At 67.2% G+C, this 14,662-nt stretch carries 11 protein-coding genes; 6 read left to right on the top strand and 5 right to left on the bottom strand.

The annotated features are described in order from the left end of the window. Positions 1–238 precede the first annotated feature (238 nt). Positions 239–1,483, bottom strand: a complete 1,245-nt coding sequence (gene lysA / locus C8C99_RS01985) for a diaminopimelate decarboxylase (protein WP_056637049.1) — start codon at positions 1,481–1,483, stop codon at positions 239–241. 113 nt (positions 1,484–1,596) lie between these two features. Between lysA and C8C99_RS01980 the strand changes: the two genes are divergently transcribed. Beyond that, the gene (locus C8C99_RS01980; RefSeq protein ID WP_108624796.1) at positions 1,597–2,568 is read left to right on the top strand and encodes a LysR family transcriptional regulator; all 972 of its coding nucleotides are present in this window, start codon (positions 1,597–1,599) and stop codon (positions 2,566–2,568) included. Positions 2,569–2,679: 111 nt separating this feature from the next. Here the strand turns inward: C8C99_RS01980 and coaD are convergent, their stop codons facing one another. The 4 genes from coaD to C8C99_RS01960 all read right to left on the bottom strand — a co-directional run bounded on the left by coaD (position 2,680) and on the right by C8C99_RS01960 (position 6,837). Further along, entirely contained in the window at positions 2,680–3,186 is a 507-nt protein-coding gene (coaD, locus tag C8C99_RS01975; RefSeq protein WP_056637056.1) for a pantetheine-phosphate adenylyltransferase, read from the bottom strand. A gap of 132 nt (positions 3,187–3,318) precedes the next feature. Then, positions 3,319–4,026 carry a 16S rRNA (guanine(966)-N(2))-methyltransferase RsmD gene (gene rsmD / locus C8C99_RS01970; RefSeq protein WP_108624795.1) on the bottom strand — a complete coding sequence of 236 codons (708 nt, stop codon included), beginning with the start codon at positions 4,024–4,026 and terminating at the stop codon, positions 3,319–3,321. After that, positions 4,023–5,381 (bottom strand): pitrilysin family protein, encoded by a 1,359-nt coding sequence (locus C8C99_RS01965; RefSeq protein WP_108624794.1) that lies wholly within the window; start codon positions 5,379–5,381, stop codon positions 4,023–4,025. The genes rsmD and C8C99_RS01965 overlap by 4 nt, the downstream gene beginning before the upstream one ends. A 22-nt stretch (positions 5,382–5,403) precedes the next feature. After that, the gene (locus tag C8C99_RS01960) at positions 5,404–6,837 is read right to left on the bottom strand and encodes a pitrilysin family protein (RefSeq protein ID WP_108624793.1); all 1,434 of its coding nucleotides are present in this window, start codon (positions 6,835–6,837) and stop codon (positions 5,404–5,406) included. Between the two features lie 28 nt (positions 6,838–6,865). Between C8C99_RS01960 and ftsY the strand changes: the two genes are divergently transcribed. The 5 genes from ftsY to C8C99_RS01935 all read left to right on the top strand — a co-directional run bounded on the left by ftsY (position 6,866) and on the right by C8C99_RS01935 (position 14,524). Next, positions 6,866–8,290, top strand: a complete 1,425-nt coding sequence (ftsY, locus tag C8C99_RS01955; protein WP_108624792.1) for a signal recognition particle-docking protein FtsY — start codon at positions 6,866–6,868, stop codon at positions 8,288–8,290. 115 nt (positions 8,291–8,405) lie between these two features. Then, positions 8,406–11,054, top strand: a complete 2,649-nt coding sequence (locus C8C99_RS01950; protein WP_108624791.1) for an EAL domain-containing protein — start codon at positions 8,406–8,408, stop codon at positions 11,052–11,054. A 115-nt stretch (positions 11,055–11,169) separates the two neighbouring features. After that, positions 11,170–12,243, top strand: coding sequence for a hypothetical protein (locus C8C99_RS01945; protein ID WP_108624790.1), 1,074 nt, complete (start codon positions 11,170–11,172; stop codon positions 12,241–12,243). 187 nt (positions 12,244–12,430) lie between these two features. Then, complete coding sequence (gene rpoH / locus C8C99_RS01940) at positions 12,431–13,372, top strand: RNA polymerase sigma factor RpoH (protein WP_056637076.1); 942 nt, start codon at positions 12,431–12,433, stop codon at positions 13,370–13,372. 114 nt (positions 13,373–13,486) lie between these two features. Beyond that, entirely contained in the window at positions 13,487–14,524 is a 1,038-nt protein-coding gene (locus C8C99_RS01935) for a tripartite tricarboxylate transporter substrate binding protein (RefSeq protein ID WP_108624789.1), read from the top strand. Positions 14,525–14,662 lie beyond the last annotated feature (138 nt).

Genomic DNA, 14,662 nt, shown 5'->3' with positions numbered 1-14,662 from the left:
GGTCAGAACACCCCAAACAACATCAGCAGCAGCACAACCGACAGCGGGACGCCAAGTAGCCAGGCAATGAGAGGCATGGGGAACTCCTTGAAAGGGTGAGAAGGTCAGGTGGTTTCACTGTATTTCTCACCCCCGCCGGCCCTTGTCCGGCTTTGCACCCCAAACCCGTAGGCCCTCACCTACCTGGACCTGTGGCAGATCCACCCCTCAGCGTAGGAGGCCAGCGCTGCGGCCTGGTTTACAGCCCCAGCTCCAGCGCCAGCAGCTCGTCCACCGTCTGGCGGCGGCGGATCAGGCGGGCCTGGCCGCCGTCCACCAGCACCTCGGCAATCAAGGGCCGCGTGTTGTAGTTGGAGGACATGCTGGCGCCGTACGCGCCCGTGTCGTGGATCACCAGCAGGTCACCCACCTGGGCGGCGGGCAGGTCGCGCGGCAGCACCACGCCGCCGTCGCCCTGGGTGAACACGTCGCCCGACTCGCACAGCGGGCCTGCCACCACCGTGGGCTGCTCGGCCGCCGTGGAGCCGTCGCGGCGCAGCACGCTCATGGCGTGGTAGCTGCCGTACATGGACGGGCGCATGAGTTCGTTGAAGCCGGTATCGACCAGCACAAAGTGGTTGTTGCCCGCGTTCTTGGTGGCACGCACCTGGCCCAGCAGCACGCCCGATTCGGCCACCAGGAAGCGGCCGGGCTCGATCTCCAGACCGAGCTTGTGGCCCACGATGGCCTCGGCCTGCTGGCGCGCGGCGTCCCACAGGCCGTGGTAATGCTGCGTGTCCACCACCGGGTCACCGCTGCGATAGGGAATGGACAGGCCACCACCGGCCGAGATGGCGTGCAGGTCATGCCCCGCCGCATGCGCCGTGCGCACCAGATTGACCATGGCGCCGCACACTTCCTGCAAGTGGCTGTAGTCCACGCCCGAACCGATGTGCATGTGCAGGCCCACCAGCTTCAGGCCGTGCTGCGCAATCGCCGCCAGCGCCGCAGGCAGGTCGGTGTGCCAGATGCCGTGCTTGCTGTGCTCGCCGCCCGTGTTGGTCTTGTTGCTGTGGCCGTGGCCAAAGCCGGGGTTGATGCGCAGCCACACCGCATGGCCCGGCGAGCGCGCGCCCAGCTGGTGCAGCATGTCGATGGAACCCGCGTTGACGGGCACGCCATGCTCCACCACGCAATCGAGCGTGGCGGCGTCGAAAAGGTCGGCGGTAAAGACGATCTCCGACGGTTCACCACCCGCCACATAGCCCGCCGCCAGCGCGCGCAGGATCTCGCCGCGCGAGACGGCATCCACCTTCACGCCCTGCTCGCGCATGAGCTTCAGGATGTGGATGTTGGAGCAGGCCTTTTGCGCAAAGCGGATGGTCTCGAAGTTGGACACCTGCGCGATGCGCTGGCGGATGGTGGCCGCGTCATACACCCACAGCGGGGTGCCAAACTGGTCGGCCAGTGCCCAGAGCTGGGCGGGGGAAAAAGGGTTGGACATGGGGAGGCTCCAAGGACACAAAGCGTGAACGATGCACGGATGATGCCGCTATCCGCGTATTCAGTCGAATGCTTTGATTTACGCCATCCATTCAATATGGATATGCTCTGTGCATGACTGGCACGACCGAGCCCCCACTGAATCACCGCACCACCCACCGCATCACCCACCGCCACATCGAGGTCTTCCGTGCGGTGATGACCGCAGGCAGCGCCACCGGCGCGGCCAACCTGCTGCACAGCTCGCAACCGACTGTGAGCCGCGAACTCGCGCGGCTCGAATCGCTGCTGGGTTACGACCTGTTCGAGCGCGTACAAGGCCGCCTGCGTCCCAACGCGAGGGCGCTGGCGCTGTGGGACGAGGTACAGCGGTCCTGGCAGGGGCTGGAGCGCGTGGTGGACCGGGCCGTGGCCCTGGGCCGGTCAGGTGCGGTGCAGTTGTCGGTGCTGTGTCTGCCCGCGCTTGCTCATGCACTGCTGCCGGGTGCGGCAGCGCGGCTGATGCAGTCGCACCCCGAGGCACACTCCACAACCCGCTTATCCGTCACGCCACAGGAATCGCCCCTGCTCGAAGAATGGATGAGTGCCCAGCGGTTTGACCTGGGCCTGTGCGAGCAGACCACCGCCCCACCCGGCACGCGCGCCGAAGTGCTGCTGACGCTGGACGAGGTGGCCGTACTGCCCGCAGGCCACGCACTGGCGCACCAGCCGGTGCTGAACCTGGCCGACTTTGCCGGCGAGTTTTTTGTGAGCCTGTCGGCCGACGACCCTTATCGACGGCTGATCGACGCCCGGTTTGGAGAAGCGGGTGTGGAGCGCACGCTGCGCGTGGAAACCCACAGCGCCGCCGCAGTGTGCGCCATGGTCGAGCAGGGCCTGGGCATTGCCATCGTCAACCCCGTTACCGCCTTGGCTGCGGCCAGCGAGCGGCTGGTGCTGCGGCGGCTGGCGTTTTCCATCCCGTTCAGCGTGACAGCGCTGCTGCCGCTGTACCGCCCCCCGCTGCCCGAGGTCGCGCCCATGCTGGAGGCCCTGCGCGTGCAGGCCCAGGCCATTGCGGCGAGGCTGCCGCTCGCCATGAACTGAGGCTACAGGATCTAAAACTACTATTTTGATAGCAGCCCGGGCATATTGCACTGGCGCTATCGGCACAAAAGAGCCACAACCGGGGCTCTTGGCGCGTTTCGGGCAGTGTCCTCAGCCCCCCGGCGCTGCCAGGCTACGCACCTTGACCGCCAGCCGCTCTTCCACCGAGGGTGACACGAACTTGGTCACCTCGCCGCCCAGCACCGCGATCTCGCGCACAAAGGTGCTGCTGATGAACTGGTACTTGTCGCTGGGGGTCAAGAACACGGTTTCCACCTGCGGCATCAGGCTGCGGTTCATGCCGGCCAGCTGGAACTCGTAGTCAAAGTCGGTCACGGCGCGCAGGCCGCGCACCATGGCCTTGCCACCGCGCGACACCACAAAGTCGCGCAGCAGGCCCGAGAAGGGCTCGACCTGCACCTGGGGATACATCTTCACGGCATCGCGCACCATGTCGATGCGCTCTTCCAGCGAAAAAAGGGTCTTCTTGTGGTGCCCCGCCGCCACGGCCACGATCACACGTTCAAACAACTGGGTGGCTCTGCGCACCACATCTTCATGGCCCAGGGTGATGGGGTCGAAGGTTCCGGGGTACACGGCGAGCACGTTCTGGGCCATGGCTGGTTGTCTCCTGTCTGGCTGTATGGACGTTGGCCCGGGCCCGGGGAGCAGGTGAATCACCCGTTCTGCCGGGCCTGCGGGCCGCGTGCGCGCATTATGCAGTGCAGTGCAACATGAACCGGTGCGGGCTCAGGCTGCGGCGGCCACCATGGGGCGCAGCAGGTGCGCGTGCACAGCGCCCGCCTTCAGATGCCGGTACACGGCCAGGCCGTTCGCCGCCAGTTCGTCGTCCGTCCAAGCGCGGGGGGCTTCGAGGTAGATGAAGCCTTGAGCGGCCACAGCCTGGGCCGCCGCCTGCAGCGCGGGCGCAAACAGGTCACCATCGAACGGCGGGTCCAGCAGCACCAGGTCCAGGCTGGCGGGTGCGGCCTGCTTCAGTGCAGACACGCCATCACCCCGCTGCACGCGCACGGCGCTGGCCTGCAGTTTGGCCTGCAGCACCTGCAACTGGGCGACCAGGGCCGCATCGTTTTCCACCAGCAGCACCGATGCGGCGCCGCGCGAGGCGGCTTCGAGCCCCAGCGCGCCCGTGCCAGCAAACGCGTCCAGGCAGCGCCAGCCCGCCAGGTCCTGGCCCAGCCAGTTGAACAGGGTTTCGCGCACGCGGTCGGGCGTGGGGCGCAGACCGGGGCGCTGGGCCACGGGCAGGCGGGTGCGCTTCCATTGCCCGCCAATGATGCGGATTTCGCCCGCGCCCTGGGGGGTGGCCGCCGCCGCAGCTTTGTCCTTGGCGTTTTTCTTGGCGGCCTTGGGGTCCACGGGGGCCGCAGCGGCGGCGGCTTGGGCCTTGCGGATTTCGGCGGTGATGGCGCTGCCGCGCAGGGTGGATCGGCTCATGGCTGCTTGCCTCCCACCACTACGGTCACCATGCGGTCGGGCTGCAGCTTTTGGGCCATGGCGGTGCGCACGTCGGCCACCGTCAGGGCCTCGACCTTTTTGGCCCACTGGTCCAGGTAGTCCAACGGCAGGTCGTTCCAGGCGATGTTGGCCACGTTACCCAGCAGCTTCTTGTTGCTGTCGATGCGCAGCGCAAAGCCGCCGATGAGGTTGTCCTTGGCGGCGCGCAGCTCGGCCTCGGAGGGGCCTTCGGCCAGAAAGCGGGCGATCACGTCGCGCGAGACCTGCACGGCCTGGACGGCCTGGTCGGGGCGCGTCTGCAGGCCCACGCTGAAGGCCCCGGCGTGCAGACCAGGGGCAAAGTAGCTGTAGACGCTGTAGGAGAGGCCGCGCTTTTCGCGCACCTCGTGGGTCAGGCGCGAGACAAAACCGCCGCCGCCCAGGATGTGGTTGCCCACCAGCAGCGCGAGGAAATCCGGGTCGCGGCGTTGGAAGCCCGGCTGGCCGATCAGCACATGGGCCTGGGCCGACGCGAACGGGATAGCCTTCTCGGCAGGTGCCGTCAGCGCCGCCACCTCGCCCACCGGCGGAAGCGGTGCGCAGCCTGCAGTGGCGGGCAGGCGCGACAGCAGCGTGGCCACCAGTGTCTGCGCCTGGGCGCGCGATACAGCGCCCACGATGCTGACCTTGGCGCGGCAGGCGGCCACGTACTGTGCGTGAAAGGCCTGCATGTCGGCCACGCTGATGCGGGCCAGCGTCTCTTCGGTGGTGCGTACGCCATAGGGGTGGCTGCCATACACCGCAGCGGCAAACGCATGGTTGGCGACGGTGGCGGGGCGCGTGTTGGCTTCCTTCAGGCTGGCGCTCCAGCGGGCGCGATCGCGTTGCCAGACGTCGTCGGTCGTCACGGGCTCGGCAATCTGGCGGGCCGCCAGGCGTGCGGCGCGCTCCAGCAGCGGCGGGTCGGTCAGCGAGCGCAGCACGTAGTGCAGTGTGTCGTTGTCGGCATTGGCTTCAAAGCTGGCGCCCAGGTCGGCCCAGGCCTCGCCCAGGCCGTTTTCGTCCAGCGCGGGCTCGGCTGTGGCGTCGCGCCCGGCTTTCACGCCCTTGCTCGCCATGGCCGCCACCGCATTGGCCAGGCCGGACTGGCCTGCCGGGTCGCGGCGCGTGCCGGCGTCAAAGTCGATCTGCACATCCACCATGGGGATGACCGGGCTTTCGACCAGGTAGACCTTGGCCCCATTGGGCTCCGTCCAGTGCTGGATGGGCAGCAGCGCCCAGGCCGAATTGGAAGAAAAAAGGGCGATAGCGCTAGTGCATAAAGCACGGACAGCTATGTTTTTGATAGTAATCATGGGCAGTTTCCGCAGGGCGGTTTCAGCGGATGGCAGCGCCCGCAGGCAACTGGGGGCGGGCACGAGGGGCGTCCAGCGGCTGGGGCAGCAGGGTGGCCACGGTGAGCTGGTCGTCACCAAAATACTTGGCGGCAACGGCCTGCACCTGCGCCGGGGTCACGGTGCGCAGCAGGGCCAGCAGGCGCTCGTTGGCATCCAGCGGAAAGCCCTGCACCCAGTTGCCGCCCAGCTCTTGCGCCTGGCTCATCACCGAGTCGCGCTCGTACACGGTCGAGGCGATCCATTGCGTCTTGACGCGGTTCAGCTCGGCCTCGCTCACACCATCCTTTGCCACCCGGGTCACCTCGGCGCGCAGCGCGTCTTCGACCTGCTGGGCGGTCTTGCCTGCAGCGGGCACGCCGCTGAGCATGAACAGGCTGGGGCCGCGCCCCGTGACCATGGCGGAGCTGCTGGCGCTGTCGGCCACGCGGTTGGGCCCCTGGGTCAGTGCGCGGTCCAGCCGGGCACCGTCGTAGCCGTTGAACACGGCCGACAGCACCATCAGCGCGAGGGCATCGCGGTCTTCGTCGGTGAGGTTGTCCACGCGGTCCAGACTGGGCGCGCGGAAGGCCAGGGCCACGTAGGACTGCTCGGCCGGGGCCTTGACGGCGATGCGGCGCAGGCCCTTCTGCTCGGGCTCGGTGCGCGGTTTGCGCGCGGGCAGCGCGTGCACGGGCAGGCTGCCGTAATACTTCTCGGCCAGCGCACGCACCTGGGCCACATCCACATCGCCCGCTACTACCACGGCGGCGTTGGTGGGTGTGTACCACTGGCGGTGGAAGGCGCGCACGTCGTCGGGCGTCATCGCGTCCAGGTCGCTCATCCATCCCACGATGGGGCGGCGGTAGGGCGACGCGTTGAAGGTGGCGGCAAACAGTTGCTCGGCCAGCATGGCGCGGGGCTGGTCTTCGGTGCGCAGGCGGCGCTCTTCCTTGACGACCTCGATCTCTTTCTTGAACTCCTCGTCGGGCCAGTGGTTGTGGGCAAACCGGTCCGATTCGAGCTTCATGACGTCTTCCAGCCGGTTGGACGGGATCTGCTGGTAGTAGCCGGTGTAGTCGCGGCTGGTGAATGCGTTCTCCCGCCCACCCAGCGCCGCCACGCGGCGCGAGAACTCGCCCGGCGGCAAGGTCTTGGTGCCCTTGAACATCATGTGCTCCAGCGCATGGGCCACACCCGAGGTGCCGTCCACCTCGTCCATCGAGCCCACACGCACCCAGACCATGTGCACCGCCGTCGGGGCACGGCGGTCGGGCTGCACGATGAGTTGCATGCCGTTCTTGAGGGTGAACTGCTGCGCGCCAGAGGCCGTGGCGGACGGCGCGCTGGAGGGTTGAGACACCGGGGTGGTGGCCGCGAAGGCAGCCCCGGACGAGAGGCAGGCCAGCAGGCCCAGAAGGGTGAAAGCGCGTTTCATAGAATGGGGAGATTCTAAGAACCCGCCAATGTTCAGTTTTTTCAAGAAAAAGCCCGCTCCTTCGCCCGCCCCCACCGATGCGCCCGCTCCGGCCCAGCCGGTAGGCGCACCGGCGCCCGCTGTGGATGCGCCAATGGCGCCCCCCCCGCCCGCCACGCCGCCCGTGGCTACCCCCATCGCACCTGCGCCGATCCCAGCGGCTCCCGCTGCAGCACCTGCCCCGGCAGGCTTTGGCTGGCTGCGCAACCCGTTTGGCAGCAAAGCTCCGGAGCCCGCTGCGCCGCCCCCCACAGCACCCGCGCCCGCTATCGAGCCCCCTCCATCGCCCGTGGCGATGCCACCGGTGGCGCCGGTCGTCACACCGCCCCCTGCTGCGCCTGCAGTCACCGTACCGGCCGCTGCCCCAGTGGCCGCAAGCCCTGCATTGCCCCCCGTCGCGCCCCCGGTTCCCGTTGCCGCACCCGCGCCGGTTGCTACGCCCGCGCCCGTCACGCCAACGCCTGCGCCCGTGGCGGCACCCGTGGCCTCGGCTGCTCACCCTGCACCGGCGCCCGAGCGCAAAGGCTGGCTCGACCGCCTCAAGGCCGGCCTGCGCAAGACCGGCACCAGCATTGCCACGGTCTTCACCGGCACCCAGATTGACGACGCGCTCTATGAAGAGCTGGAAGAGGCCCTGCTGATGGCCGACACCGGCGTGAAGGCCACCACGCATCTGCTGACGGACCTCAAGCGCCGCGTCAAGGACAGCAAGACCACCGACCCTGCGGCCGTCAAGGGCCTGCTGGCCGATGCACTGGCCGATCTGCTGCGCCCGCTCGAAAAAGCCCTGGTTATTGGCGAGCACACGCCCACCGTGATCATGGTGGCGGGCGTCAATGGCGCGGGCAAGACCACGTCGATCGGCAAGCTCACCAAACACCTGGCAGACGAAGGTGCCGCCGTGCTGTTAGCGGCGGCAGACACCTTCCGCGCCGCTGCGCGCGAGCAGCTGGGCGTGTGGGCCGACCGCAACACGGTCGAGATCGTGAGCCAGGAAGGCGGCGACCCCGCTGCCGTGAGCTTTGACGCCGTCACCGCTGGCAAGGCGCGCGGCAAGGACGTCGTGCTGGTGGACACCGCCGGCCGCCTGCCCACGCAGCTGCACTTGATGGAAGAGCTGAAGAAGATCCGCCGCGTGGTGACCAAGGCCGACGCCACAGCCCCCCACGAGGTGCTGCTGGTGATCGACGGCAACACCGGCCAGAACGCACTGGCCCAGGTGCGCGCATTCGACGACGCGCTGCAGCTCACCGGCCTCATCGTGACCAAGCTCGACGGCACGGCCAAGGGCGGCGTGCTGGCGGCCATTGCGCAGGAGCGCCCCATTCCGGTGTATTTCATCGGTGTGGGCGAAAAGCTCGAAGACCTGGAAACCTTCAGCGCCCGCGAATTCGCCCAGGCTTTGCTGAGCTGAGCCGCAGCGGCACAGCCTTCCCCTCAGAAATGGCCCCATCCGGGGCCATTTACACATTTACGGATCGCAACGTTTCCTCCATCATGGGCTTTCCCCTGGAAATGCACGGAGGCCCATGTTCATTGAGCTGGTCAAAGGCGTTGCGCTGCTGCTGGCGCTGTGCTTTCTGCATGGTTTCAACATCCGCGTCTGGCGCCAGCACCCGTGGGTGGGCCAGGTCTTTTCAGGGCTGATCTTCGGCGGCATCTGCGTGGTGGGCATGCTCATCCCGGTGGTGCTGATGCCGGGTGTGATCTTCGATGCGCGCTCGGTGGTGCTGAGCATGGCGGGCCTGTTCGGCGGCCCGCTGGTGGCGGGCATTGCCGCGCTGATGGCGGCCACCGGCCGCCTCTGGCTGGGTGGCGCGGGCGCCGAGGTAGGCCTGATGGTGATCGGCCTGTGCACCGCGCTCGGGCTGGTGTACCGCGAAGGCCGCGCCCGGGGGCGGCTGGGGGTGGAACCCGTTGCCCTTGCGCTGTTTGGGCTGCTGCTGCACACGGCGGTGATTGCGCTGTTTCAGCTACTGCCTGCCGAAGTGGCGCAGCGCATCAACCAGACGCTGGCCCTGCCCTACCTGCTGACCTTCACCCCGGCCACCGTGGTACTGGGCCTGCTGCTGCACGATGTGGAGCAGCGCATGGCCACCGAACGCGCATTGATCGGCACGGCCGCGCGCCTGCGCGCCATCACGCAGGCCATCCCGGATGTGCTGCTGGTGCTGGACGCCCAGGGCCGCTATGTGGAGGTGCTGTCTCCCGACGACGACGCGCTGGCCGCCAGCGCACCGGTGCTGGTGGGCAAGCGGCTGCACGACGTGCTACCCGCCGAGCAGGCCGAACGGTTCATGGCGCTCATCCGCGACACACTGCAGTCCGGCCAGACCCACAGCGTGGAATACGAGATGCAGACCCTGTCGGGACTGCGCCAGTTTGAAGGGCGCACCCAGCCCCTGGGCGTGCAGGTGGGCGGCCAGGCGGCCGTGGTGTTCCTGGCCCGGGACATCACCAACCGCAAGCAGGCAGAGAGTGCGCTGCGCGAATCCGAACTCCGCTTTCGCTCGCTGCTGCGCAATATCCCGTCCATCTCGGTACAGGGTTACCTGCAGGACGGCACCACCAGCTACTGGAACCAGGCGTCCGAACAACTGTACGGCTACACCGCCGAAGAAGCCCTGGGCGGCAACCTGCTCGACCTCATCATCCCCCCGCCCATGCGCGACGACGTGCGGGCCCACATGCAGCACATGTTCGCCACCGGCGAGGTGATTCCGGCCGGTGAGCTGCAATTGCGGCGCAAGGACGGCACGCCGGTGCATGTGTTCTCCAGCCACGCCTACATCCAGGTGCCCGGCCACCCCCCGGAGATGTTCTGCATCGACATCGACATCTCGGGCCGCAAGGCCGCCGAGGACGAGGCACGCTACCTGGCGTTCTACGACGCACTCACGCAACTGCCCAACCGCCGCCTGCTGGTGGACCGGCTGCAGCAGGTGCTGGCCAACGGCGCACGCTCGGGTCTGACCACGGCCGTGCTGTTTGTGGACCTGGACAACTTCAAGACCTTGAACGACACCCGGGGGCACGAGGTGGGCGACCTGCTGCTCAAGGACGTCGCCCAGCGCCTGCGCAGCTGCGTGCGCGAGCAGGACACCGTGGCCCGCCTGGGGGGTGACGAGTTTGTGGTGGTGCTGCAGAACCTGAGCAGCGACGCCCCCGAGGCCGCCGCGCAGGCGCGCACGCTGGGCGAGCTGATCCTGGCGCAGCTGCGCCAGCCGTATGAGCTGGCGGGGCACGAACACCACTTCACGGCCAGCATTGGGGTGACGCTGCTCACCCACCAGCGCGACTCGGTGGACGAAGTGCTCAAGCAGGCCGACATGGCCATGTACCGCGCCAAGGACGCCGGGCGCAACACGCTGCGTTTTTTTGACCCGGATATGCAGCAGGCCGTGAACCGCCGCGCCCTGCTGGAGACCGAGCTGCACAACGGCTTGCGGCACGCGCAGTTCCTGCTGCTGTACCAGCCTCAGGTGGACAGCCAGGGGCAAGTGACCGGCGCCGAGGCCCTGGTGCGCTGGCAGCACCCGGTGCAGGGCATGGTGCCGCCCTCGGAGTTCATACCGCTGGCCGAAGAGTCGGGCCTGATCCTGCCGCTGGGCCACTGGGTCATGGAAACCGCACTGCGCCAGCAAGCCCGTTGGCAGCACGACCCGCTGTTTGCACACCTGAGCCTGGCCATCAACGTGAGCGCGCGCCAGTTTCTGCAGGACGATTTTGTGACGCAGGTGTTGGCACTGGTGCGACAGACCGGTGCCAACCCTGCGCAGATCAAGCTGGAACTGACCGAAAGCCTGCTGCTGGACAACGTGGACAGCGTGATCGCCACCATGCGCGCCCTGAAGGCCCATGGCCTGGGGTTTTCGCTGGACGACTTTGGCACGGGTTACTCGTCGCTCAGCTACCTCAAGCGCCTGCCGCTCGACCAGATCAAGATCGACCAGGGCTTTGTGCGCGACGTGCTGCTGGACGCCAGCGACGCAGCCATCGCCCGGTCCATCATTGCGCTGGCCGGCAGCCTTGGCCTGTCCGTGATTGCCGAGGGGGTGGAGACCACCGCCCACCACCAGTTTCTGCTGGCCCATGGCTGTCAGGCCTTTCAGGGCTACCTGTTTGGCCGCCCGCTCACGCTGGAAGACTTTGAAAGCCGGGTGCGGCAGGGCGTGTAGCTGGGGTTGGCGCCGCCCCTGCTCTGTCCATTGGGCCACGGCAACAGGAAAAGCAGGATTCAAGTTCTGGGCCCAGGGCGTCGATATCCCTCTGTGGAAGCCGTGGAGGTATCTCATGAAGATTGAATCGTCCGCCCTGCAGATGCAGGCCCAGCATGTGGCCAGCCGTGTGCACACCCAAAGCAGCCGCGTCGAAGCCTGGGTGAGCGATCGCCGCCCCGCCAGCGCCCCTGGCCTCGCCCGAGCGGCCCCGGCGGTACAGATCTCCAGCGGCGCGCGCCTGGCCCGCGCCGCCCAGGAGGCCGCCGCCTCCACCCCTGCCGCAGATGCCGTGTCCAATAGCGGCCCGGACGACGGCCTGACGCCCCAACTGGCCATGATCCGCGACCTCATCGCTCGCATGACGGGCGTGCAGGTGCAGGTGTACACCGGCCAGACGGAACCGGCTCCATCAGGATCCGCCACACCCGCGAATCGCCCACCCACACCGCCGCCCGCCGATGCAGGTCGCCCCCGTGCCGGGTGGGGCCTGGTGGTGGAGCAACGCGAGGTGGTCGTAGAAACCGAAAACACCCAGTTCGCCGCCCAGGGCATGGTGCGCACTGCCGACGGGCAGGAAATCCGCTTCAGCCTGCAGCTGGACATGCAGCGCAGCTACCGCCAGGAATCGTCGTTCAGCCTGCGCCTGGGCGACGCTGCGGCGGTAGACCCGCTGGTCATCAACTTCGACGGATCGGCTGCGCAGCTGCAAAACCTGCGCTTTGCGTTCGACCTCGACAGCGACGGCCAGACCGAAAACGTGCCCCTGCTGGCAGGCAACCGAGGCTACCTGGCTCTGGACCTGAACCACAACGGCCGCATCGACAACGGTCAGGAGCTGTTTGGCCCCGGCACCGGCAACGGCTTTGCCGAACTGGCCGTATACGACAGCGACGGCAACGGCTGGATTGACGAGGCGGACCCTGTGTTCCAGCAGCTGCAGGTATGGACGCCTGAGGCCGAGGGAGCCGGCAACCTGCGTACCCTGGCCGACGCAGGCGTGGGCGCACTGTCCACCCGTGCCGTAGCCACCCCGTTTGCCCTGCGCACCGCCGACAACGCCAGTCTGGGCACGGTGCGGTCCACCAGCGCCTACCTACGGGAAAACGGCGGCGCAGGCACGGTGCAGCAGGTAGATCTGACTGTCTAAAAGAGGTGGCGGGGTGGTCGTTTACTATTATTTGTATAGCTACAAAGACATGATTCACTGGCACCTGATGGCGATTTCGCTCAAATTATGTCAAAGGGTTTCGATGAGCAACCCGACGGGAACTCCGGGCTTAGCACTCAATCACAGAGAGTGCTAACATCATGGCTTAGAGGAAAGGATTCCCGGAATGAACATTCAATCTGGAACCGCGACGATGTCTCTGGCACCCGCCAATCCGTGGGCGCTGGTGCCCCCCTTGGGCAACCTGGACGCCTATATTTCGGCCGTCAACCGCCTGCCCCTGCTCACGCACGAAGAAGAGCAGACCTACGCACGCCAGCTCAAGGACAACAACGACCTGGACGCCGCCGGCCGGCTGGTGATGTCGCACCTGCGCCTCGTGGTTTCGATTGCACGCCAGTACCTGGGTTACGGTCTGCCCCACGGCGACCTGATCCAGGAAGGCAACGTGGGCCTCATGAAAGCCGTCAAGCGCTTCGACCCCGATCAGGGCGTGCGGCTGGTGAGCTATGCCATGCACTGGATCAAGGCCGAGATCCATGAATACATCCTGAAGAACTGGCGCATGGTCAAGGTGGCGACCACCAAGGCGCAGCGCAAGCTGTTCTTCAACCTGCGGTCCATGAAGCAGGGCTTCAAGGCCGACGCCTCGGCCGCCGACGCTGCCACCCACCGCGACACCCTGTCCGACCACGAGATCAGCGCCGTGGCCGCGCAGCTCAATGTGAAGCGCGAAGAAGTCATCGAGATGGAAACCCGCATGGCGGGTGGCGATGTGCTGCTGGACCCGGCCCCGGCCGATGACGGCGAGCAGGCGTTTGGCCCCATTGCCTACCTGGCAGATGCGTCGCACGAGCCCACCGCCATGATCGAGTCGCGCCAGCGCGACGCCCTGGCCACCGACGGCATTGCCAACGCCCTGGCCAGCCTGGACGACCGCAGCCGCCGCATCGTGGAAGAGCGCTGGCTCAAGGTCAACGACGATGGCTCCGGCGGCATGACGCTGCACGATTTGGCCGCCGTGTACGGCGTGAGCGCCGAGCGCATCCGCCAGATCGAAGTGGCCGCCATGAAGAAGATGAAGAAGGCGCTGGCCGAATACGCCTGAGTCGGACAGGCAGCGGGGTTAACATCCCCGGCTGCAGAAGTTGCCTCGCGGGGCCCCAGTTCTGGGGCCCCGCGTCGTTTGGCCCCCCGAATATTCTCAAGGAGATTGCACCCTATGCCGTCACGTTCCGCCCTTTCTGGCCGTGTGTCCCGCCGCGCTTCGCTGCTGATTGCGCTGGCTGCCGCATCCCCGTGGGCTCTTGCGCAGAACACCGGCAAGACCGCCGCAGCGCCCGCCCCGCTGGCGTGGCCGACCAAGCCCCTGAAGATCATCGTGGGCTTTCCGGCAGGCTCGTCGCCCGACCTGACGGCGCGCACGTTCTCTGAGCCCCTGTCCAAGGCTTTGGGCCAGCCCGTCATCGTGGAGAACAAGGTGGGCGCGGGCGGCAACATTGGCGCCGATGCGGTGGCCAAGGCCCGTGACGACCACACCATCGGGCTGATGATCAACGGCAACATGACGATTGCCAGGCTGTTGAACCCGGCCGTGCCGTACGACCCGATCAAGGACTTGGCCCCTCTCAGCCTCATTGGCACCTCGCCGCTGATCCTGACCGCCCCCATCAGCCAGCCTGGCGTGCCCGCCAACAGCAGCGCCCGCGACTTCTTCGTGGCCGCGCGCAATGGCGGCGACAAATGGAGCTACGGCACGCCCGGCGTGGGCACGGTGGGCCATATCGGCACCGAACTGCTCAAGGCGCGCAGCAACATCAACCCCGTGCATGTGCCCTACCCCGGTTATCCGCAGGTGGCCAATGCCATGCTGGGTGGCCAGCTGCAGATGGCGCTGATGCCCCCGGCACTGGCCCAAGCCCAAATGCGTGCGGGCAAGCTGCGCGCGATTGGCGTGACGTCCTCGGGGCGCAGCCCCCTGGCGCCCGAGGTCCCCAGCCTGGCTGAGGCAGGCATCACCAACTTCAACCTGGAGATCTGGAACGCCTTTGCAGCACCCGCCACCATGCCCAAGCCCATCCAGGCCAAGCTGGCTGCGCTGATCAGCGAGATCGCACGCAGCGAGGACGTGCGCAGCAAGCTGTTCCAGCAAGGCTGGCAAACGGTGGGGTCGTCACCCGAGGGCCTGGCCAACCGCATCAAGGCCGACACCAACCTGCTGGGCGGGGTGATTGCGATGCGCGGCATCAAGGTGGAGTAAGCCACCGCTGGGGTCTGCGACATACATTTTGTTGCAGTGCGCCAAAAACCCGGGTAAGGTCCAAACACCTTCCCGGGTTTTTTCATTCCGGGTGCCCTGAATGCCCTTTACCCGGTCAATGCCCCTTGCCACTGCTCC

The sequence above is a fragment of the Acidovorax sp. 107 genome (genome assembly GCF_003058055.1).
In the GTDB taxonomy this organism is placed as follows: Bacteria; Pseudomonadota; Gammaproteobacteria; order Burkholderiales; family Burkholderiaceae_C; genus Acidovorax.
Note: the sequence above shows the minus strand (reverse complement) of the source record. Positions and strands in the feature narration are given on the sequence as shown.